A 19,510-nucleotide genomic window follows, 5' to 3' on the forward strand; every position below is an offset into this window, starting at 1 on the left:
TTATTAAAGCCCTAATTTTTCCTTCCATTCGATCCAAAGTCGTTTCGCCTCTTCTCCGGTCAATGTTTCGTTTCTATCGGTATATTTTGATTCACGGAAGAAAGAACGGATTTCTCTTAATTTCTGATCGGTAAGGCTGCTTCGATCGTAAAGGTATGTCAAAAACTCCTCATCGGTAAAAGCCAGAAGATTATAGGATAATCTGTAAGAATATTCTTCTTTGCAGTAAGACGATATCTGATAAACAAATTCTTTTAACTGAACGGTTTCGGACCGGAGCATGCCTTCGATTAAGTAGAGTTTTGCGAGTCTGTTTTCTAAAAAAGGAATCTCTTCCCAGGTAGCATTGACTATCTTTCTATTTTTTCTTCTGTAAAGATAAAACGCGTAGGCGAGATAACAAATGGAAAGTAGCAGAAGTATAAAAAATATTAATCTTAGTAAATAGGATCCTGAAAAAGAAATAGGAGGTTCGATGTCCTCCAAATCTTTCTCATCTCCGGTTAACTGTGATTTTACTTTGATGATTCTTTGGACTCGTATCGTTTCTCCGTTTTCTTCCCAAGTAACCGGTAAAGTATAGTCTCCCGGTTCGTAAAAACGGATTGTTAACTGAAGGGAGTTATTTCTTTTTTCCGCTGATAAGATTTTGTAAGCGGGTAAATCGGGAGAAGCTTCGTTGTAAATCTCCCCTTCCGGATAAGAAAGAGTAGTCGGCAGCGGAGAACGGAATGTGATTTCGTAAACGACTTTGTCCCCTACGAAGATTTCATTCGGATTTACGGTTTCTTCGGGACTCGGAAATAACATATTGGGAATCCCGAACAGAGCCAGATATATCAGATATTTCTTTTTCAAATCCGGATTCCTTTGAATAAACCTAATATCTGTTTGCTGAGTTTCATCTCCGGTCGAACGGTAATTCCTTTGTTCCCGAATGTTTTTTTGAAATTCATTTGATCTTGTTTTAGATTGGATTGGAAGGTTAAGGAGTTGCCCGCTTCCGAGTCCGATAAAGCAAATATGCGAAACCAAAAAGGCAATTGAATTTCAAAAGATTCTTCTTCAATCCAAATGGCATATTCGTCCCAAGTTTGGAACAATCCTTTTCTGGATTCAAATCCTTGAAAATAGGTAAAATCGGAAAGCCAGTAGACTATACTATACTTGGATGAAATCTGATAGGTTTTTTCCAAAGCTTTATTATAATCCGTTTTTTTTGAACTTAACTGCTCCGCCTTTTTGATAATGGATTTGAATTCCAGATCTACTTCTTCTTTGCGCTTTAATTCTTTTCCCGAATGATAAATGTTATCTGAGAATAAAATGATTCGAACCCTATTTCCTATGCGGACATGGAAAAGAGATAGAAAACATGCCAACTGAAGAGCTGCTTTCTTTTTTTTACCTTGCATCGATTTAGATACATCGACCAGAACCATAATAGGAAGATCCTGTTCTTCATAGTATTCCTTTACATGCACTTCGCCTGTGCGGGAAGTAACGTTCCAATCGATATACCTCGTATCATCACCGAAATAGTAAGGTCTTACTTCTTTGAATTCAAGTCCCCTTCCCTTTGCAAAGTGAAAGAACCCGCCGGAACGAACGGACTTGAATTTTTGATTTGTTTCCCAATCTAAGACCGTGAGTAATTTCTTAAGATCCGGATCTAACATCGTTGTTTATGGAACTTCTGTTATACCTAAAATTCTTTTGATAATCGAATCCACAGAAACTTCTTCCGTAAACGCTTCCATTGACAAATGGATTCTGTGCCGGATGATTTCGGTAAAAAACTTTAGAATGTCTTCCGGTAGAACAAAATCCCTTCCTTCCAAAAGCGCATTTATCTTTGCGACTTTTAACAAGGCAAGGCTTGCTCTGGGGCTTGCGCCGTGTTTTACATAATCGACGATATCTTTTGCCTCGGTAGTTTCCGGTCTGGTGTTTCTGACCAGTCTAACTATGAATTGTTGGAGTTTCGGATCGATATAAACATCATCGGCGGATTCGGATATTTTCAATAATTCCTGTGGTTTGACAACTTTGTTTATTTTGGGAGGACTTAGTTTCAGATTTCCGTGTATAAGTAGGATATTTTTCTCTTCTTCTTCATTCGGATATTCTACGGTTACTTTAAATAGAAAACGATCCAATTGCGCTTCTGGCAAGGGATATGTACCGTCCTGGTCGATCGGATTTTGCGTAGCCACTACGAAGAATGGGGGATCCAGATCAAAAGTATTGTCTGCAATCGTAACCTGCCTTTCTTCCATACATTGCAATAATGCCGATTGTACTTTTGCGGGCGCTCTGTTGATTTCGTCAGCTAACAGAATATTTGTGAATATCGGTCCTTTTCTCACTTCGAAGGAAGTGGTTTTGGGATTGAATATATTCGTACCTGTCAGATCCGCTGGAAGCAAATCAGGAGTAAATTGCACTCTATTGAACTTTGCATCTATGCAGGCGGCCAGAGTTTTTGCCAAAAGGGTCTTCGCAAGACCCGGCATGCCTTCCAGAAGCACATGACCTTTTGCAATCATAGCGACCAGCAGAGGCTGGATGACATGATTCATCCCGGAAATCCCTTCTGCCAGCTCCGATTTGATTTGAGTTATCTTTGTTTTTGTTTCGTTTAATATTGGTTCGCTTATTGACATTGTGTTGCTGTTAAATTAGGTTTTGGTTTATCTAATAAATAGTATTCCTTTTTTCCTGCGATGGTCCAACATCCCATCTTACGTCCGCTCGGATCAACTCCGCCTTTGCCCGTTTCTTTTCCATCTTCACTGTATTCCGTTGCATCTTCAGCGGAACGGATAACAATTCTTTTTTTACCGGATGGGTAAAAGTATGTGAACGGAATGGACGATTTGTAGTTTAATTTCAAATCCTGGGATTCTTCATCAATTTTCACAAGAGAAAAGAATAATTTACCGTCACCTAAAATTGTTCCCGTTTTATCATAGATTTTGGCGGATTCTAGCATAGCTTCGTTCGCCATTTTCCCTTCATAGGCCAGTTGCCCGTTGTTATAGTAGTATTTCCAATCGCCCGTTCTTGTATGTTTTCTCGGGCCGGTTCCGAAAACCTTTCCGTCCGCATAATATTCTTTCCAAATACCGGTTCGCTCGTATTTTACATCGGATTCTGCAGCATTTTCTTTTGCAGAATAATTTCCTTCAGCGATCACGTTTTCTTTCGGACCGTATAACTTCCATAAACCTGTTCTTGCATCTAAAGTATAATTGCCTTGCGACTCTAATTTTCCGTCTTTGTAGAAATTGGATTCGGTTCCGTGTTTTTTACCGTTTTTGAAGTTTGAAGTGGTTTTGATCCCGTTTCCATCGGTTCCCGTAAAATAATAATTCCAAGTCCCCTCTTCTTCGTTATCTTTGAAAGCTCCTTTCTCCAACCATTCCCCTTTGTTATTTTTTTTCCAATAACCACCGTTCTTCTGGTCTTCGTGGTATTCCGTTTCGCTGGAAACGTTTCCGGATTTATCGTAGGTTTTGGCGATCCCTTCTTTTTTGCCGTCTACCCAGGGAGTTTCTGCAATCGTTCGAGAGGGATTTTCCGAATCGGGCTTTTTCCAGATTCCGACTTTCTTTCCGTCAACATACTCCCCTGTCGCATCCAAACTGGACTTGAAAATGGGTTTTTCTTTTGTGGAACCTTCCTGTTCGAATTGGATGTATTCCTCCCAGATTCCCTGCTTTGGAAGAGATTTTACTTTTGCCGGGGCGAATTTTGCAATTTGATCTTCTTTGCAGGTAGCGCCTCCGCATTCCGCTTTCACTTCGCCTTGAGCCTTCAGTGCACCTGAATTTTTGAATCTTTCGATTCGAATCACCTTACCGCTTTTTATAATAAGTGTGAATTCATCAGTCCCTGCGCCTCCTTCTTTATTGGAAAAAGAAGAACAATATGTAAGTCCCAGTAAAAGGGATACTGCGAGTAATTTTTTCATGTGCTAATCCTATCAAAGAAATGTGCGCGTTTTAATTTATTAACTTCCAATAGTTCGCTTGCAACTGAGATTTTTCCGCCTGTGAGTTTCTCGGAAAAAAATCTCGGGGGTAAAACATGAAAAGCTCCCTCCCCTTTTACAAATAACAAACTTCCGTCGACGGAAGTGAGCTCACATTCCAACAATACTTTTCTTTTCGCTTTTTTGACGGGCCAGGCTCTCACTAACAAATCTTTTTCAACGGGGGTGGCCTTATGAAATTTGAATCCCATAGTATCCGTCATGACGATAAAACCCAAATGAAAGCACAAAGAACCCATTGCTTCGTCCAGAAGTGCCGACAAAATTCCTCCATGAACGAAGGTAGGTGCGCCGTTAAACATCCGTTTGAAGTTGTAAATAAACCTAACCTCTCCGGTTGCGTCATCAAAGGTAAAATCAGCACTGAGTCCGATGGGGTTTTGTTTTCCGCATCCGAAACAAGTGTCATGATGAATTTCATGGCCGTGTCTCGAGGGATTTAAAGTAGAATGTTCCATTTATTTTTTTAATCTAATCCTTTATTATTTCTTTGGGGGGTGAAATGATTTCATGGTAGGTTAGGAATTCAGAAAATCCAGAATTCCCATAGATACAGACTCCGGGTTGTCCATATGAAGATGATGCCCTCCGGGCAAAATGATTTGTTTGAAATTGGGAATGGCCTCTTTTCTTGCCGTAAATCTTTCCGCAAGAGGATAAACGGATTTATCACCTAAGATCAATAATGTAGGACATGGGATCTTCTTACAAAAGGAAACGACCTGATCATCCGTTAGACGGAAGAAGGAATTATAATGCAAACGAAGATCCCTTCTCGGCTTTAATCCTTTTGGCGTTTTTTCCAGTCCTCTTTCCATAAGTCTTTCCACCGATTCCTTTGACATATCTCCTGCTCGCATTCTTACGGCGATAGCGGATTCCCAATCGGGAAAATAAGTTTCTTTTTTCCCTCTCGGATGAAGTACTTGTTTAATTGCTTCAGTCAGTATTTCCGGCGCGGTTTCGTTCGGGTTTGTAATGGGACCGATGGCTTCGATCAAAACCAATTTCTCGAGAGAAAGTAATCCGGTACCGGCAACTAACGTGGATACAGCGGCACCCATTGAATGTCCTAATAAGATGAAGTTTTCCAAAGCGAGGCTGTTTGCAATGGAAACAATATCCATTGCATATTCTGCAAAATGATACAAAGCCCCTGTCGGTTTATGACTGGATTTTCCATGGCCGGGAAAATCGACTGCGATAAATCTGTAATTTGGAAAGTATTTTGCCAAAGGCTCAAATGAATTCGCATTATCAAGCCAGCCGTGAAATGCAAGAATCGGTTTGCCTTGCGGGTTGCCCCACTCCCGCCCTTCGATCGTATGAAATTTGGTTTGGATGGTAATCTGAGACATAGGGTATCTCTCTCTTTTTTACAGACCTAATCTAAACTGCAAACTAGATTTAATAAAAATGATTGCTTGGTAAAGATCAGTAAGGAAGAATATCGCTATGAAAAAAATCTGGATGTTCATTGCCAGTCTATGTTTTGGTATTTCGCTTTTTGCCCAAAACGGAAATGCCAAACAACTTTGTTCTTCTTTTAAGGATTGTATTTCTAAAGCGGAAAAGACGGACATTCATAGAAAAAAAATCCAGCTCTATGATGAAGCGATTGTAAATTTTAAATCTTCCGACGGTGAAAAAAATCGAATTTCCATCTTGCTCAAACGTGCGAATTCGATTATCAAAGAAGCGAACGGTGACACCGGTTATAAAGGGGAGATTGCTTTGAAGGTAACCCATAAGCCGGAGTATAAGAAACAGCAGTTTGACAAAGCAAGTGAAGATTTGAACTCAATTGAACCGAATTTGAGCCTTTTGAATACAAGCGAGCAAACATTATACGAATCATTGAAATCAGAGATCAACTCTCAAAATCCTTAACCGTTCAAATGAGATTCTTATTATTCATACTGTTTTTGTTTTCCTGTATGTTGTCAAAAGAAGAACAAATGTTGGAAGAATGCAAGTCGCAAAGAAAAAGAGCTTATACCTATATGATTCCTTTGATCAATCTGTACAATAAACCTACTGTTAAGGAAGACGCCCCTCTGTCATATACGATTGTTACGGAAGTAACGAATAAAAGATGCGAAGCGGAGGCAAAGAAAAACCAGTACAACCTCCGCTCGAATTGATAACTTTCACACAGTTTATTTTGTCTTAATATCTTCCTGAATGAGTCTCGCCCCTGCCCTAAATGTCAGATAACTCCATACCCAACTGGTAAGTGTGCTGAATTTATTTTTAAATCCTACTTGGTAGACGAGGTGGACAAAAAGCCATCCTAGCCATCCTATAAACCCTTTCATCTTGATACCGGCTAACTCTGCAACGGCGTCTTTTCTTCCGATTGTCGCCATATTACCTTTGTCGGTATATTTGAAACCTTTTGTTTTTTTGTTTTGCAGTAAGTTTCGAAGATATTTGGCTACATATCTTCCTTGCTGCATTGCAACGGGTGAGACTCCTGGCAAAGGCCGTTGCAGATTTTCGGAGAAATTGGCAACATCTCCGATGGCAAAAACAGAGTCCTGTCCTTTGACCAGACAATATTGATCCACTAGAATCCTCCCTCCCCTATCCTTTTCAAATGGAAAAGTTTTTGATAGGGATGCTGCTTCCACACCTGCCGCCCAGATGATTGTTTTGGATTCTATTTTTTTGTCCTGAAGGTAAACTGCTTCCGAATCGATAGACTTGACCGGCGAATTCAAAAGGACTTCCACTCCTCTGGCTTCTAATTTTTTCTTTGTAAACAGACTCAATGACTCGTCGAAATTTGAAAGCAGTTTGGGTCCGGCTTCAATCAGTGTCACTTTGGACATGGCAGAATCTATAAGTCGGAAATCCTTTCGGATTATATTACGGGATAATTCCGCAATAGAACCAGCTAACTCTACGCCAGTCGGTCCTCCTCCGATAATGACATAATTGAGAAGCTTTTTTGCAACCTCGGGATCTCCCGACAACTCCGCTTCCTCGAACGAAATAAGTAGTCTTCGTCGGATCTCCAAAGCGTCTTTTAGATTCTTTAAGCCTAGAGTGTAATTTTTCCAGTCATCATTTCCGAAATAGCTCGTTTGGGCTCCCAGAGAAAGGACTAGATAATCGTAGGATTCCGATTTATCGCTGAAATAGACTTTCTTATTTTCAAAATCGATTTTTTCAACATAACTCATTAGGATTTTTACGTTTTTATAATCGGTAGTGATTGATCTGGATGGGATTGCAATGTCTGCCGGAGAAAGTACAGCGGTAGCTACTTGATATAGTAAAGGCTGAAAGAGGTGATGATTGGTTTTATCGATTACCGTTACATCGAATTCAGGAAGATTTTTCAGAGATTTAATAACTTGTAGTCCTCCGAATCCTGCGCCAATGATAATTACTTTTTTTTTGCCTGACATATTCCCTCTTAATGATTTGATGAAATTTGATGTTCTGATTTTAGAAATTTTAGAAATCCGACGGATGCACTTTCGACTATATTTTGTACATTTTCAAATGCTTTCAGATCACCGTAATACGGATCAGGTACTTCGGCATTTTTGAATTGGCCGTCTTCAAAAGAGCGAAAGAAATGAATCTTCCTATTATGGGATTCATCCGTTACGAGTGATCGAACGGTTTTAAAATTATTATGATCCATCACCAGAATATAATCGAATCTTTGAAAATCCTGTTTAATGAATTTACGGGAGATATGGGTTAAATTTATATTTCTGGCTTTTGCCACTTCCCTTGTCCTTGGATCGGCAAGTTCTCCATCGTGATAACCTGCTGTTCCTGCGGAATCTATAAGAAAAAAATCGCTTAGATTCTCCTTATGGATTAGACTTTGAAAAGCTCCCTCTGCAGCCGGAGAACGGCAGATATTTCCGAGACAAACGAAAAGGATTTTTATTTTATCTTCTTTCACTTAAGATTAGTTTAAGTAACACAACATTTTAGGGCCGTTTGTTTTGATCCACTTTTCCGCCTTTACGTATTCCGGATCGAGTTTGTTCACGATTTCCCAGAACTTATTTGAATGATTATGTTCTTTAGTATGTGAAACTTCATGAATAACAACATACTTGATTACAAAATCCGGGCAATGAACCAGTCCTAAGTTAAAAGTAAGGTCATTGTCGGGAGAGCAACTCCCCCAAAGTGATTTCATTGTTCTCACTTTTACTGTATATTTTTTCGTATTTAATTTGGATGCGGTCTTGTCTACGATAGGAGTTATTTCTTCTAGTAGGATTTGTTTCAGAAATGACTTCGCTTTGTTTTCCTTTCCTTTTTGGCTTCTAAAACCTTTGTTGCTAAAGATAATTTCGGTATCTATCAACTTAGATTCTTTCTCCTCGAACCATTTTATCTTTCTATTTTGCCCGAAAATGGGAAGAATTTCACCATTCTTAAAATTGGTTTTTTGAGGATTGTTAGCCTTATTTTTTTTATATTGATCCCATACCCAGGTTTTTCTTTCTTCCATAAAATTCTGGAGAAAAGATTTCGAAACTCTTCTGGGATGGCGAACTACAACTCTATTATTCGGGTATACGGTAATAGAAACGTTCTTCCCTCTGATTTCTTTCAATTCATAAGGAATATCTAATCCTGGATAGTTAAAGGTATCTTTTTTCAGCATTTTATTCAATGTTCGGAGATGCCCCCTCTCTGGGAATGCTCCAATTCACCCGGTTAAGTGCTGCTATTTCGATGGAAAAATCTTTGATATTGATATGTGATTTGAATCCTCCGACGAAATTGGAAAGTACATCATCATAGGATAATCCACCCCGCGCTTTAAACTTTCCTTCGGAAAAAAAACGTCTGTGAGTCAGTCGGATGTACGTCAGCCAGGAATCATTGAATTTATAACCTATTTCATTGCTCATTTGAAATCCTACGCCTATATTATCCGATAGGAAATTGATGGAACGTTGAACGTGAAAATCTCTGGTGGTGATTCTGCCGATTGAAGGCATAAAAGAGAAATCAAAGTAAAAATTTTCGAACGAATTTCTGTATCCGAAGCCGTAAAAATATTCATTGAGATTATTCGAATAACTTAGACCGAGGCCGATAGGTGCATAGAATACCGGTCTGGCATCAATGAATTGATTCACATCGTAAAATATATACTTGAAGTAAGAATACCTTGCGCCTGCAGTCAAAAAAAAGCCACTCCCTTGGGTCCAATAATTCGGACTGGCGGTTTGGAAATAATATCTGGCAAAAGCCTCCACTCGGTTTTCGGTAATGCTTGATTTCCCGATTCCGTCGGCAAAATTTCTGGAACCTGAGAATACATTTGCAGAGTCATGGTAACTCCATTCTCTTGTTGCGATATTTGTTGTTTGTTCTTGAGCGGTCGTTGCCAAAAGAAAATCTTCGTCTCTTGCTTGGCCGGAATTTTGAGTCCACCCGGTTGTTTTGAGCGCTCCTCTGATTTCCCATTTGCCTTCGGAATACGATCCGAAGATTCCGAATATTGTTGAATTCCTGGGGAATGAAATTCGGGAGCCACCTCTGATTCCTGAGAGATTGGGAAATCGATTGCCCGTTTCGAAAATAAATTCACCGCCGTTTCTTTCTAAACTTGGGCCCCAAATGACTTCCGATTTAATTGGCGAAAAGGTGAATAAAATTAAAAATAAAACGAATATATTTGAATTTCGAGGCACCATCTTAATGTTTTTTAAACCTACTAAACTGTAAATTCCTAAATCCTCTAAGGGGTGAAATGGTTTCACCCCTTAGAGACATAATTAAATTGACAGCAGGGATCAACAATATGAATTTTAGAAAGGTAAACGATGTCCGGTAGCAACAAAGAATATTCTTGGGAAGAGGCAGCCTCTTTTGCTAAGCTAAGCTTGGAAAAATTCAAAGAGAAAGCCGAAGGATTAAAAATTCCGGGATGGAAAACCGGAAAATTCAAGTTGGGAAATCTTGAGAAATACTTCAATGGATCCGATGGTGAAGATTTTGATTCGCATATTATTGCGATTTCAAATCAAAAAGGGGGGGAAGGGAAGACTACGATCAGCTTGTATCTTGCCGAAGCTCTTTCGCAGGATCATAAGGTTTTGCTTGTCGATTGGGACCCGCAAGCAAATGCGACCCAGCTGTTTCTCAAAGAAGATGCTCCTTCCGTTATGGAATGTTTGGGGTACAGAGGCAGAAAGAAAATTTCCATAAAGAATATCATATATAATATTTCGACAAATTTCGATTTGGTTCCTTCCGCACTCGAGCTTGCAAACTTGACAACACCTTATGAAAGAGATGACTTCGAGCTTTTGAAAGAAGCTTTGCTTCCTATTCGTTCCGAATATGAATATATTATCATCGATTGCCCTCCTTCCCTGGGATTGATTTTAGAGAATGCATTATTAAGCGCAGATTTCATATTGGTTCCTATCCAGACCAGGGCATTCAGTTTGCAGGGAATCAAAGACCTTCACGAAACGATAACAAAGATTCAAAAGAAGGCAAATCCCCGCCTAAAGTTATTGGGAGCAATCTTAAATCAATATGAGGGTCAAAAGGCTTTGTCAGGTTTGGCTGAAGGAATAAAGAAATATTTTCCTGTTTTTGAAACTGTCATTTATAGGAGAGAATCGATTCCTCAGGCCCAAGCGAAAATGTCTCTTCTTTCAAAGATTGATAACGCTACTCTAAAGAACTTTAAAGAACTCGCTTCTGAGGTAAAGGGGAGAATTCATGTCGAAAAAAACTGAATTTCAAGCTTTGGATTTAATCTCGGCTTATACTGAGAAAAAGAAACATCCTTCTTCTTTCGAGCTAGCTCATATTTTTCCCAATCCCGTCCAACCCAGAATTATCGGTAAGGAAGATGTGGAAGATCTCGTCCAATCTATGGATAGACTCGGGTTGCTCGAACCGATTCTGATCCGTAAGGATAAGAATAAATACTGGATTGTTGCAGGAGAAAGAAGATACCGTGCTGCGATCAAGCTGGGGTGGAAAGAAATCCAAGCGACTGTAACGGATGCGGATGAAGAAATCTGTTATGAAATGGCACTTGCTGAAAACGAAAAACGCAAAAACCTCAATCCGTGGGAAGTTGGAAAAGCAATCCAATATTTGAGAAAAGAGAAAAAGAAGACAGCCGAGGAAGTTTCCAAACTTCTCGGTTATACCGAGAGATATGTGAAACAATTGAGTTCCATTGCTAGACTTGATCAGAAGACAGTCATGGAAATGATTATTTCAGGTAAACCGACTTCGGTAAAAAATTTAGAATCTGTTTTGAGAAGTAAAGAGAATAGGGGGGGTGAAATCATTTCACCCACGTCATCTAAGCTCAAGATAACTGCGGATCTTAGTGGACTGACCGTTAAAGCACGGGAAAGTTTTCATCGAGAGTTCAATAGTTTGAAAAAAAAATACGGAATAATATAACTTAAGGCGGCTTAATGAAAACCTTGCTAAAATTTAAACAACTTGGTGATGTTGAAAACGAATTGGGAATCATACTTGCGTGTGATAGAAAACCTAAATATGATTTAACTGTTTTTCAGATTTTTGATTTTATGTCGGCTCAAATAGAATCTTCCATTCAGTCTGCAACTGATTCAAATCGCGCAGGCGTGTTTGCAAGGTTCATCGGTAAATATAAATTTGCGAAACTTCTGACGTCTGGGAGCTTCACAAAAGCAAATCAGATCTTCGGATTTCCTCAGAAGAAAGAATCCGGTGATGAAAAACTCGCGGAGACCAGATTGAAAACTGCAATCACCGCTTTCAAATTGCATTCCGGCCCTTTTGGGTTTCATCCGGTTTACGGTGATTTGGATAAGAAACAATGGGAAAAGCTGCATAGTATTCTAGCCGGTTTTCTTTTCGGATATATTGCACTCGAAGGCGATGAAAAGATCCGATTCTTTAAAGAGAAGGAAGCCAAACGGGAAAAGTTTGCACAAGAGAAAATCGAGAGCCAACATAAGAAACATCGGGAAGGAAAAGAAGGTCAAAACCATCAGCATCCGAATAGAAAGTGGAAGAACAGAAAAAGAAATAACTATAAAGGTAATAAAAACGGTGGGAAAGGCGGAGCTAAATGAAAATTTCGCTGATTTCGGGAAGCCAAAGAAAAAAATCCCAATCAACTAAAGTAGCCAATTATTGTAATTCACTGTTAAAACAAGCCGGAGTCGCCGAATCATTATTATTCGATCTAGGTGAAAACCCTCTTCCTATTTGGAATCCGGACATGTGGGAGAAGGAATCGGATATTAAAAGCTTATGGCTGGAATACTCTAAAGGAATTTCCGATTCGGACGGATATGTTGTGGTTTGCCCTGAATACAACGGAATGGCAAGCCCGGCTTTGAAAAATATGTTTTTGTTTTTTTCAAATACGGATTTGGCTCACAAGCCGGGGATCATCATTACTGTTTCTTCCGGATTGGGCGGCGCTTATCCTAATAATGAATTGAGAACATCGAGCTATAAAAATTCCAGAATCGTGTACATTCCCGATCATGTGATCGTAAGACATGTTGAATCCGTTTTGAACCAAGATACTCCTGAAAGTAAAGATGATGAGAGAATCAGAAAAAGGCTTCAATATTCGATTGCTGTATTTTTGGAATATGTTAAAGCCTTAAAATCGGTTCGTGAAAGTGGAGTCATCGATTTGAAAACCTTTGCTGCAGGTTTTTGATAATCAGGGCAAACAAGCCGGGTATACTAAGGTTTAGGAATAAAGTTATTAAATAACCGAGTATCGGTCCGCCGAAACTATACGGGTCCCAAGAGTGCATTGTATGAATCACGAAGGGATGGATTAGGAATATAAAAAGGCTGTTTTTGCCGATAAAACTTATCAACCTGACAAAAAATACATTTTTATCATTTGAAAGTAACGAATGTAAGATAATTACTGTTGCGATCGGATAAAAAAGATGGTGGTTTTTCATTTCGATTCCGTTAAAGCTAAATGATCCTAAAATCAGTACGGAAATGGAAAGAACGATAGAAATCGAAAATATCTGAAATCGGTTTGAAGGCAGATATTTCGGAGAGATACTTCCCTGTTTAAGGAGGAGTCCCAATCCGAAAAAACCTAGATAGTTGAAAATGGAAATGGGGCCGTACCAAGAAGGTAGTATCCCGTTGAGAATATTGATATTCGATAGAAAGTTAAGAAATAAAGACAAAACGACCGTTATTGTTAACCATTTTCCTTCTTTTAAAAACGAAGGAAGTATAAAAAACAGAATATAGAATTGAAAGAGTAGGGGAACAAAATAATAGGGAGCGAAGACCTGACCTGTTAATAGTTTGAGGGTGAAATCCAAGAGTGCCCAGTCTTTGTATTTGATTAAATAGCCGATGGCGGATGCGAGCGTATAAGGTAGGACGAGGCCGGTGAATTTCGTTTTCCAGTAACCTGGTTTGATCTTCAAATAAAGGGACGATCCGAATACAAAGACAGGAACTGAGAAACGACTTAAGTTTGATAAGAATAAAGTCCAGTTCGTAACATTGGGCTCATTCGGATGAAAGAAATAAAAATAAGAATGTATATGGATCATTACAATTCCTATCATAGCAAATCCGCGGATTTGATCCAGTCTGGTATCTCTGGCTTTTTCGTTGATAAAGTTGGGAACTTGGAAAGGAGTTTTGAAAATCAAAACTTGAAATGCATAAAAACCAGTTAGTACTATTCCGAATAATTCCCATTCAAACATTAAAATCTTCCTTTTTTCTCATTATTCCGGCAATCTACCGGAGAAAGAAAGGAAAATGAATTCAGAATTCGGAGAAAGATGCCAAAAATGTATATAGGAGTCTCCATAGAATGAGTCAAATTAGCATTCCTTCCGGGCAAAGAATCTTCAAAGAAGGAGAGATGAATAACGCAATGTACATCATCCTTAAGGGGAGTGTTGAAATATTTTTTACCGTCAACAATAGCCAGACGAGACTCGCTCTTATGAGACCTGGTGACTTCTTCGGTGAGATGGCTCTTTTCAGTTCCAATCCTAGAAGTGCTACGGCAAGAGCTCTTACGAATTCCGAGCTTGCAACCATCGAAAGCAAACAACAGCTTGAGAATTTTTTGGTCAAAAATCCGAAATTTGCCGCGAAGATGGTTTCGATTATGGCCGATCGGTTGGCGAAAACAAACGAGTTATTGATCACGAGTATGGAAAATTCAGTCGCTAAGAAAATAGAATTTAGTACGAATTTAAACGGAGACGGATCTGACTCGGAAAGTAACGTTACGGATTTTGATAATCCTTAACCGAAGATAGAAGGTAGATTTTTTTTAATTAACATCATTTCAAGAACGGGGGCATAACTCATCATATTCGCAATTGATAGTTTTTGATTTTCCGAACTTAGAAATTCTTTCAATAATTCCAATACCTCCTCTTCTTCCAGCTCGGAGATATATGGAAATTCAGGATGGTCTTTTAGCGAGAAGTGGCGGATATTATTCGGGTCTTGTAGAAATTCTTCCGATTGATTAACTAATTCTTTCCAAAACATAGCATCCTCCTAATTGAAAAGTTCTTCGAATTCGTCTTTATGTTCCTCAAATTTGTTTTTGAAGCGCTCAAGAAGAGATCTGAATTCAGTTTCATTCTGAATTCCGAAATTTTCAAGTATTTCCGGCTCAATCGTATAATAATTCCCTTTGCCCCTATTCGTATTTGCAAGAATGTCGCTGACATAGATCATTTTACAAATGGGTAAATTCGCTGACTTGCACTGCCAGGGTTTGTGGTGGTACCGTATAACGTCGATTATTTCCTCAGGGAAATTCCATTTTTTTGCAATTAGATAACCAATATCGGAATGGGTGATCCCTAGAGTAAATTCTTCCACCCATTCGGAAATTTCGTTTGCTTCGTCGCTTCTTAAAACACGAATTTGCTGAATGATGGACAGATCCAGGGAAAGCAGTACCATTCTGCCTAAATCATGTAATAAGCCGCAGATCGGAGCTATTTCCGAATATTTTATAAAATCATGGACGGATTGCCCCAAAAATCTCGAATACAAACTGGTTTTGAAAGAGTGGGCCCAAACGGATTTTTGTTTCGCATAACGGGAATTCATTATTTTTCTGGCACCTAATGCGAGAAATATGGATTCTATATTCTTGAGACCGATTCGTTTCAGTGCATCCACTACCAGAGTAACTTTTGTATGTCCTCCGAAGAAAGCTGCGTTTGCAATCTTCAGTATTTCCGCAGTGATGGCAGGTTCCTTCTGTACTTCCGCCGCCAATTTCGGCCAATCCACGTCCTTATCTTTAGAGAGTTTGATCAATTTCTGAATTTGAGGAGATAAGGGAGGAAGGCCGTCGACTTCCTTGAGAAGTAGGCTACGAATTTGATTTTGTTGTTCCAAAGGAATCAACAGTTTTGGAATTCGTATGATGACTTCCGTATAATCTTCCGTTGTTATCAATTCGAAGAATTGATTTTTCAAACCGGAATTGCGTAGAAGTATATGAATCAAGACTATGCCGAGTCCGGAACTTTCTTCGTTATCCACGGATTCTTTGTAGGCGTCGTTTATGTTTTTATATTTGCCGGAGGACTGAACTCTGATTTCGATCCTGTTCTTTTCTTCGTTTAGGATTTTTGCGTTATTTCGAACTTTGAATTCTATAAAATTCGGATAATTTTGCGCTTCCAGAGAGATTTGATAAGAAGACTGGTCCAACATCGCAAAGATACTTTTTCGATTGTGACCGAATGCATCCTTAAACATGGGGATCCCTTTGGAATAATCAGTCTCCAGATGGATATTCAGGCCTTTTTCTTTGAAGAACACTCTCTTTGCATTTGCCTTACATGCATTGACCAAGAGCTCGTTTAAGATGGTAAATAGGATTTCATGCAGAAATTCCAGTGAAACGGTTCTGGAAATCCTTCCAATCCATACGTCCAGGTCATGGCAATTGACCTCTGAAAAATGGATATACTCCTTTCTGATCGGGCTTCCCGAAAGGAACTCCTCCTGGAAGGAAATGAGGGGTGGAAGGGGCATTCTTTACTGTTATGAGGGCTATTTCTCTTTTTGGAAACCGAAAATTTTAATTCTATTCTAAATGCAAAAATCCGATAATAGAATTAATGGAACGAATGAAATTTACCCTAATTTTTATCACAGCACTTTCTCTGGGATTGGCTACCGGCTCTCTCGTGGCTCAGGATACGACAAATCCTAATAAGGCAACTTCTGCTGCAGAAGAAGATCATGATGCAAAAGAAGGACAAGATAAAGAGTTTTATGAATATTATTATAAAACAATTGCGGAGAGCCAGCCTCTTAAAAAAGCGAAATTGGAATACAATCTGATCAAAGCTTTAAAAAAAGAAATTGTAAGCCGGGATACGACTAAAGAAGCAAAAGAAAGTATCAAAAAAATCGATACTTCAAATATCAAATACGAAAGAGTTTATAGAGAAAGCAAATGGGTCCGCGGTTTCATGGGTCAACTACCTCATCTAACTTCCCGCGATTTTATGTTTATTGTTAAATACGACAAGTATATGTGTTTTGTAAGTTTTGACGTAAATCCCGAATCTTATCTTCAGGAAGCAAGACAAGCCCAGCTTATCTTTGAGGGGAAGGATAAGTTCGAGATTGCAATCCCCAAGCCCTAAACAATAGGGATAGTCCGGAAAGGATTGCAAATAAAGACACCCCGCCTCTGAAGAATCGTTCCAGGTTTTCCAATAGGGGAGGGGTCTCCGTATTGTTTTTAATTTTTGAAAGTGCTAATTTCCTTCCGAAAAAGCTGGTTTCAATACTAGCAATCTGAATTGAATCACCTAACTTGAGTTTTTTGTAAATTTCGTAAGGAATCGACTCCGAAGATTCAACCAACGTTCCGTTTTCCAAAGAAAAAGTATAATGGCATTGATAAAGAATAGGAAACTTGTTCTTTACTCTGATAATTTCCTGGACCGTTGCAAAATTCGCATAATGGGGATCGTTTAATTGATTGTAGGCAAGGTGAAGCTTCCGGTTTTCATTGGAAACTACAAAGAACATGATACAGAAAAACAGGAAAGAGGTTAATACCGTATTCGCAATCCAGATTGGAACACGGGAAACCATTTGTTACTTAGAGTTTTCCTCTAAAAATTTGAGAACCTCTTCTCGATCAGCGAAAAATTGAAATGCGTTTGCTAATCCTAATAAATGAAAAACTTGATAAATGGAGCTGGTAACGCCTACAAGCGCCATCTCTTTTGATTTTTTTTGGAGACTCATTTTTACATCTAAGATCATTCGAATCCCCAAACTTGAAATATAACGAAGCTCGGAAAAATCTAAAATTAAAAATCTTCGGTCAGTTTGATTCATCTCATCTAAAATGGTTTGGGTAATCTTGTCCAAAGGACCTGATTCCATTCTTCCTTTGATTTGAACAATAACGGCACCATTGATTTTAGTGTGATTTATTTCATATGGTAAATCTTGCATAGTTTGTCCTCTATTTACTGGAACCACTACAGAGAGCGTTTCATCGGATAATCTAAATATAGCTTTCGAATATGGAGGGAAAGGATAGTGTCTCTCGGTAAGAGAATCCACTGCAATTCCACCGTTCATTTCCGATATTACTTCCACTTCATTTAAGGCACGGAAATCTGCCAAGGAAAACTCTTTGTCCGAAATCTTGGCACGAATCTCTCTGGCATATACATGAAAATAGGACTCATGTTTTGAGAAAGAGGAAAATTTTCTAGGGGAACAAGAAGAAACCCAACCGGTGGAACCTGCTCCGGTATAAACCAAAAGTCCTGAACATTTTTGTTCCTCTTTCCTGTTTTCATAGGAAATCCAATATCGGGATGTAAGGTCAGGGCTGTTGTTTCGGATGGAAAGTTCACAAATAGCAGGAACAGTTTGCACAGTCTTTCCATCAGGATACTGGATCGTGGTTTTGATGAGTGACCATTTTTCAACGGTGGTATCTTTGAATCGGGTTTTTACCGCTTTTTCCAAATCTTCCGCCGTAAATCCAAGAAGCGCTCCTACGGAAGACTGTGGATCCGAATTGCAACCGATTAAGTGGAGTTTTCCGGTCTGATGAGCTACATAAGTGAAGTGATTATCTCCTCCATGGGAAACAATCAGATCGTAATTTCCAAGATGCAGGCCATTATCAAATTCTTCCCGGAAAACAAAGTCGGCATTCGGGAATACTTTTTGTTTAAGAAACTCACGTGATTTCAATTGTCTTTCATGAGATTCCAATGTACGGGATAAGACATCTTCGTTGTCTTTCGCGACATCCTTATACTTAGTTAAAGTCCCATATGTTTCTAAGTCTAACTCGTATTTTGTACGTTTTTGTACAACGATGACCTTTTTATACGGAGAGGATGTCATAAGATTAGGTGAAAATTGCATTTTCCTTAAGAAAATAAAGGTTTTTTTAAAAAATCTTTCAATTTCCTAAGAAAATTGAAGAAAAGTTGTATCCAAAAAAAATATAGCTTGTACCAACCAATCAATCATTGAAATATAGTGTAACCTTTTATTGGTGCATAAGGATAATTATAGTATGGCAACTGCAACCCCTACCCCCTTGAAAAAATCTGAATTGCTTAGCGAGCTTGCTGAGTCAACAGGATTAACAAAAAAAGCCGTCGCGGCTTTTCTTGATACATTTGTAGAACTTGCATACAAGGAAACAAAGAAGAACGGGGTATTTGTAATCCCAGGATTGGGTAAACTTGTAAAACGTAATCGTCCAAAAAGAAAGGGAAGAAACCCTGCAACCGGTGAAGCAATTCAAATCCCTGCTAAAACAGTTGTTAAGTTCAATTTATCCAAAACTTGTAAAGACGCAGTCGTTCCTCCAAAGAAATAGTTCATTTCACCCAGGCGTGATTTTTCACAAGGCCTGGGTCGTGAATCTCCTTCAGTTCGTATGAACGAAAAAAAACCGTTTCCTTTTCTTCCGTTCGTTGATTCTCTGTTTGGTGAAAAGCTTCTGCAGGTTTGGATCCAAAAGGGTAGGGAAGAAAAAGAACTTATACATCCGTTAGTTACCAAGTTCTCCGTTGAAGATTTTTACTTTACTCCGAATGCAATCAAACAAAGCATTATGGTCCGTTATCCGGAACAGATTCGAAAATATATCAATGAGAGAGATTTTGCATCTTTAAATCAACTTATCCTGCAAATAGGGCAAGGAACATCCGACGGGATCAATAAGCCCGCGTTAGACGTGGTATTCGAACTACTGGAATGGATGATCACCGGTTATGATGACGATCAGATGATTGTAAACATACTGGTCAGATTGTTTGACAACGGAGATATCCTAAATAAGGACTTTGTAGAGAAAGTAAGGGAAGAGTATCAAAAGGAATTGGGTGCGTGAATCTTTAGATTCCCCACCCTTTTGGGTGGGGGGTGAGGTTCGTGGGATTAATC

At 39.0% G+C, this 19,510-nt stretch carries 25 protein-coding genes; 10 read left to right on the plus strand and 15 right to left on the minus strand.

Annotated elements, in window-relative coordinates; translation table 11 throughout:
* Nucleotides 1-3: 3 nt before the first annotated feature.
* Genes DI077_RS18615 through DI077_RS18640 form a run of 6 tightly spaced genes read right to left on the minus strand, consistent with a single transcriptional unit; the run spans nucleotide 4 to nucleotide 5,415 of the window.
* Nucleotides 4-858, minus strand: a complete 855-nt coding sequence (locus tag DI077_RS18615; protein ID WP_109022437.1) for an LB_053 family protein — start codon at nucleotides 856-858, stop codon at nucleotides 4-6.
* On the minus strand, nucleotides 855-1,679 hold the full coding sequence (locus DI077_RS18620; protein WP_109022436.1) for a DUF58 domain-containing protein: 825 nt from the start codon (nucleotides 1,677-1,679) through the stop codon (nucleotides 855-857). The genes DI077_RS18615 and DI077_RS18620 overlap by 4 nt, the downstream gene beginning before the upstream one ends.
* 6 nt (nucleotides 1,680-1,685) lie before the next feature.
* Entirely contained in the window at nucleotides 1,686-2,666 is a 981-nt protein-coding gene (locus DI077_RS18625; protein WP_109022435.1) for an AAA family ATPase, read from the minus strand.
* Nucleotides 2,657-3,976: an LIC20035 family adhesin gene (locus DI077_RS18630; protein WP_109022434.1), complete on the minus strand. Its 1,320-nt coding sequence runs from the start codon at nucleotides 3,974-3,976 to the stop codon at nucleotides 2,657-2,659. Before DI077_RS18630 ends, DI077_RS18625 begins: the two co-directional genes overlap by 10 nt.
* The gene (locus DI077_RS18635) at nucleotides 3,973-4,515 is read right to left on the minus strand and encodes a PaaI family thioesterase (protein WP_109022433.1); all 543 of its coding nucleotides are present in this window, start codon (nucleotides 4,513-4,515) and stop codon (nucleotides 3,973-3,975) included. Before DI077_RS18635 ends, DI077_RS18630 begins: the two co-directional genes overlap by 4 nt.
* A 60-nt stretch (nucleotides 4,516-4,575) precedes the next feature.
* Nucleotides 4,576-5,415, minus strand: a complete 840-nt coding sequence (locus tag DI077_RS18640; protein WP_109022432.1) for an alpha/beta fold hydrolase — start codon at nucleotides 5,413-5,415, stop codon at nucleotides 4,576-4,578.
* Nucleotides 5,416-5,512: 97 nt separating this feature from the next.
* Here DI077_RS18640 and DI077_RS18645 point away from each other — a divergent pair, with 97 nt between their 5' ends.
* Nucleotides 5,513-5,947: a hypothetical protein gene (locus tag DI077_RS18645; protein WP_109022431.1), complete on the plus strand. Its 435-nt coding sequence runs from the start codon at nucleotides 5,513-5,515 to the stop codon at nucleotides 5,945-5,947.
* An 8-nt stretch (nucleotides 5,948-5,955) separates the two neighbouring features.
* Nucleotides 5,956-6,201, plus strand: coding sequence for a hypothetical protein (locus tag DI077_RS18650; RefSeq protein ID WP_135354944.1), 246 nt, complete (start codon nucleotides 5,956-5,958; stop codon nucleotides 6,199-6,201).
* 15 nt (nucleotides 6,202-6,216) lie between these two features.
* On the opposite strand, the gene DI077_RS18655 is transcribed toward DI077_RS18650, so the two are convergent.
* From DI077_RS18655 to DI077_RS18670, 4 genes are read right to left on the minus strand one after another with little or no spacing between them, the layout of a single operon-like run.
* Nucleotides 6,217-7,473 carry an NAD(P)/FAD-dependent oxidoreductase gene (locus DI077_RS18655; protein WP_109022429.1) on the minus strand — a complete coding sequence of 419 codons (1,257 nt, stop codon included), beginning with the start codon at nucleotides 7,471-7,473 and terminating at the stop codon, nucleotides 6,217-6,219.
* Nucleotides 7,474-7,481: 8 nt separating this feature from the next.
* Entirely contained in the window at nucleotides 7,482-7,985 is a 504-nt protein-coding gene (locus DI077_RS18660) for a low molecular weight protein-tyrosine-phosphatase (RefSeq protein ID WP_109022428.1), read from the minus strand.
* A 6-nt stretch (nucleotides 7,986-7,991) separates the two neighbouring features.
* Nucleotides 7,992-8,702, minus strand: coding sequence for a M48 family metallopeptidase (locus DI077_RS18665; protein ID WP_109022427.1), 711 nt, complete (start codon nucleotides 8,700-8,702; stop codon nucleotides 7,992-7,994).
* A gap of 1 nt (nucleotide 8,703) precedes the next feature.
* Nucleotides 8,704-9,744, minus strand: a complete 1,041-nt coding sequence (locus tag DI077_RS18670; protein ID WP_109022426.1) for a putative porin — start codon at nucleotides 9,742-9,744, stop codon at nucleotides 8,704-8,706.
* Between the two features lie 129 nt (nucleotides 9,745-9,873).
* On the opposite strand from DI077_RS18670, the gene DI077_RS18675 reads away from it, so the two are divergent.
* The 4 genes from DI077_RS18675 to DI077_RS18690 are packed head-to-tail and all read left to right on the plus strand — an operon-like array spanning nucleotide 9,874 to nucleotide 12,749.
* The gene (locus DI077_RS18675; protein ID WP_109022425.1) at nucleotides 9,874-10,800 is read left to right on the plus strand and encodes a ParA family protein; all 927 of its coding nucleotides are present in this window, start codon (nucleotides 9,874-9,876) and stop codon (nucleotides 10,798-10,800) included.
* Nucleotides 10,784-11,485: a ParB/RepB/Spo0J family partition protein gene (locus DI077_RS18680; protein ID WP_109022424.1), complete on the plus strand. Its 702-nt coding sequence runs from the start codon at nucleotides 10,784-10,786 to the stop codon at nucleotides 11,483-11,485. The genes DI077_RS18675 and DI077_RS18680 overlap by 17 nt, the downstream gene beginning before the upstream one ends.
* A 14-nt stretch (nucleotides 11,486-11,499) precedes the next feature.
* Nucleotides 11,500-12,147, plus strand: coding sequence for a DUF1569 domain-containing protein (locus tag DI077_RS18685; protein ID WP_109022423.1), 648 nt, complete (start codon nucleotides 11,500-11,502; stop codon nucleotides 12,145-12,147).
* A complete protein-coding gene (locus DI077_RS18690) occupies nucleotides 12,144-12,749 on the plus strand; it encodes an NADPH-dependent FMN reductase (RefSeq protein WP_109022422.1) in 606 nt (201 codons plus the stop codon). The genes DI077_RS18685 and DI077_RS18690 overlap by 4 nt, the downstream gene beginning before the upstream one ends.
* Here the strand turns inward: DI077_RS18690 and DI077_RS18695 are convergent.
* Nucleotides 12,715-13,782, minus strand: a complete 1,068-nt coding sequence (locus DI077_RS18695; protein WP_109022421.1) for an acyltransferase family protein — start codon at nucleotides 13,780-13,782, stop codon at nucleotides 12,715-12,717. The genes DI077_RS18690 and DI077_RS18695 overlap by 35 nt on opposite strands.
* A gap of 110 nt (nucleotides 13,783-13,892) precedes the next feature.
* Here DI077_RS18695 and DI077_RS18700 point away from each other — a divergent pair, with 110 nt between their 5' ends.
* Nucleotides 13,893-14,339, plus strand: coding sequence for a Crp/Fnr family transcriptional regulator (locus DI077_RS18700; protein ID WP_109022420.1), 447 nt, complete (start codon nucleotides 13,893-13,895; stop codon nucleotides 14,337-14,339).
* Here DI077_RS18700 and DI077_RS18705 read toward each other — a convergent pair.
* Both DI077_RS18705 and DI077_RS18710 read right to left on the minus strand, forming a co-directional pair.
* The gene (locus DI077_RS18705; RefSeq protein ID WP_109022419.1) at nucleotides 14,336-14,587 is read right to left on the minus strand and encodes a hypothetical protein; all 252 of its coding nucleotides are present in this window, start codon (nucleotides 14,585-14,587) and stop codon (nucleotides 14,336-14,338) included. The genes DI077_RS18700 and DI077_RS18705 overlap by 4 nt on opposite strands.
* Before the next feature lie 9 nt (nucleotides 14,588-14,596).
* Nucleotides 14,597-16,099: an HDOD domain-containing protein gene (locus tag DI077_RS18710; protein ID WP_109022418.1), complete on the minus strand. Its 1,503-nt coding sequence runs from the start codon at nucleotides 16,097-16,099 to the stop codon at nucleotides 14,597-14,599.
* 95 nt (nucleotides 16,100-16,194) lie between these two features.
* On the opposite strand from DI077_RS18710, the gene DI077_RS18715 reads away from it, so the two are divergent.
* Nucleotides 16,195-16,719: a hypothetical protein gene (locus tag DI077_RS18715; protein WP_242935463.1), complete on the plus strand. Its 525-nt coding sequence runs from the start codon at nucleotides 16,195-16,197 to the stop codon at nucleotides 16,717-16,719.
* Here DI077_RS18715 and DI077_RS18720 read toward each other — a convergent pair.
* Nucleotides 16,670-17,176 carry a hypothetical protein gene (locus DI077_RS18720; protein ID WP_109022416.1) on the minus strand — a complete coding sequence of 169 codons (507 nt, stop codon included), beginning with the start codon at nucleotides 17,174-17,176 and terminating at the stop codon, nucleotides 16,670-16,672. The two genes, DI077_RS18715 and DI077_RS18720, sit on opposite strands and share 50 nt — an antisense overlap.
* Before the next feature lie 3 nt (nucleotides 17,177-17,179).
* Nucleotides 17,180-18,478 (minus strand): STAS domain-containing protein, encoded by a 1,299-nt coding sequence (locus DI077_RS18725; protein ID WP_242935464.1) that lies wholly within the window; start codon nucleotides 18,476-18,478, stop codon nucleotides 17,180-17,182.
* Nucleotides 18,479-18,632: 154 nt separating this feature from the next.
* On the opposite strand from DI077_RS18725, the gene DI077_RS18730 reads away from it, so the two are divergent.
* Together DI077_RS18730 and DI077_RS18735 are read left to right on the plus strand one after the other, a co-directional pair.
* Nucleotides 18,633-18,941 carry an HU family DNA-binding protein gene (locus DI077_RS18730; RefSeq protein WP_109022414.1) on the plus strand — a complete coding sequence of 103 codons (309 nt, stop codon included), beginning with the start codon at nucleotides 18,633-18,635 and terminating at the stop codon, nucleotides 18,939-18,941.
* A 60-nt stretch (nucleotides 18,942-19,001) separates the two neighbouring features.
* The gene (locus DI077_RS18735; RefSeq protein WP_109022413.1) at nucleotides 19,002-19,457 is read left to right on the plus strand and encodes a VanZ family protein; all 456 of its coding nucleotides are present in this window, start codon (nucleotides 19,002-19,004) and stop codon (nucleotides 19,455-19,457) included.
* Nucleotides 19,458-19,510 lie beyond the last annotated feature (53 nt).

Source organism: Leptospira kobayashii (assembly GCF_003114835.2).
Classification (GTDB): domain Bacteria; phylum Spirochaetota; class Leptospiria; order Leptospirales; family Leptospiraceae; genus Leptospira_A; species Leptospira_A kobayashii.

Coding starts and splice junctions, on each gene's coding strand:
- DI077_RS18620 (WP_109022436.1), bottom strand. CDS start 1,679: ATGTTAGATCCGGATCTTAAGAAATTACTCACGGTCTTAGATTGGGAA.
- DI077_RS18625 (WP_109022435.1), bottom strand. CDS start 2,666: ATGTCAATAAGCGAACCAATATTAAACGAAACAAAAACAAAGATAACT.
- DI077_RS18630 (WP_109022434.1), bottom strand. CDS start 3,976: ATGAAAAAATTACTCGCAGTATCCCTTTTACTGGGACTTACATATTGT.
- DI077_RS18635 (WP_109022433.1), bottom strand. CDS start 4,515: ATGGAACATTCTACTTTAAATCCCTCGAGACACGGCCATGAAATTCAT.
- DI077_RS18640 (WP_109022432.1), bottom strand. CDS start 5,415: ATGTCTCAGATTACCATCCAAACCAAATTTCATACGATCGAAGGGCGG.
- DI077_RS18645 (WP_109022431.1), top strand. CDS start 5,513: ATGAAAAAAATCTGGATGTTCATTGCCAGTCTATGTTTTGGTATTTCG.
- DI077_RS18650 (WP_135354944.1), top strand. CDS start 5,956: ATGAGATTCTTATTATTCATACTGTTTTTGTTTTCCTGTATGTTGTCA.
- DI077_RS18655 (WP_109022429.1), bottom strand. CDS start 7,473: ATGTCAGGCAAAAAAAAAGTAATTATCATTGGCGCAGGATTCGGAGGA.
- DI077_RS18665 (WP_109022427.1), bottom strand. CDS start 8,702: ATGCTGAAAAAAGATACCTTTAACTATCCAGGATTAGATATTCCTTAT.
- DI077_RS18670 (WP_109022426.1), bottom strand. CDS start 9,744: ATGGTGCCTCGAAATTCAAATATATTCGTTTTATTTTTAATTTTATTC.
- DI077_RS18675 (WP_109022425.1), top strand. CDS start 9,874: ATGTCCGGTAGCAACAAAGAATATTCTTGGGAAGAGGCAGCCTCTTTT.
- DI077_RS18680 (WP_109022424.1), top strand. CDS start 10,784: ATGTCGAAAAAAACTGAATTTCAAGCTTTGGATTTAATCTCGGCTTAT.
- DI077_RS18685 (WP_109022423.1), top strand. CDS start 11,500: ATGAAAACCTTGCTAAAATTTAAACAACTTGGTGATGTTGAAAACGAA.
- DI077_RS18690 (WP_109022422.1), top strand. CDS start 12,144: ATGAAAATTTCGCTGATTTCGGGAAGCCAAAGAAAAAAATCCCAATCA.
- DI077_RS18695 (WP_109022421.1), bottom strand. CDS start 13,782: ATGTTTGAATGGGAATTATTCGGAATAGTACTAACTGGTTTTTATGCA.
- DI077_RS18700 (WP_109022420.1), top strand. CDS start 13,893: ATGAGTCAAATTAGCATTCCTTCCGGGCAAAGAATCTTCAAAGAAGGA.
- DI077_RS18705 (WP_109022419.1), bottom strand. CDS start 14,587: ATGTTTTGGAAAGAATTAGTTAATCAATCGGAAGAATTTCTACAAGAC.
- DI077_RS18710 (WP_109022418.1), bottom strand. CDS start 16,099: ATGCCCCTTCCACCCCTCATTTCCTTCCAGGAGGAGTTCCTTTCGGGA.
- DI077_RS18715 (WP_242935463.1), top strand. CDS start 16,195: ATGAAATTTACCCTAATTTTTATCACAGCACTTTCTCTGGGATTGGCT.
- DI077_RS18720 (WP_109022416.1), bottom strand. CDS start 17,176: ATGGTTTCCCGTGTTCCAATCTGGATTGCGAATACGGTATTAACCTCT.
- DI077_RS18725 (WP_242935464.1), bottom strand. CDS start 18,478: ATGCAATTTTCACCTAATCTTATGACATCCTCTCCGTATAAAAAGGTC.
- DI077_RS18730 (WP_109022414.1), top strand. CDS start 18,633: ATGGCAACTGCAACCCCTACCCCCTTGAAAAAATCTGAATTGCTTAGC.
- DI077_RS18735 (WP_109022413.1), top strand. CDS start 19,002: ATGAACGAAAAAAAACCGTTTCCTTTTCTTCCGTTCGTTGATTCTCTG.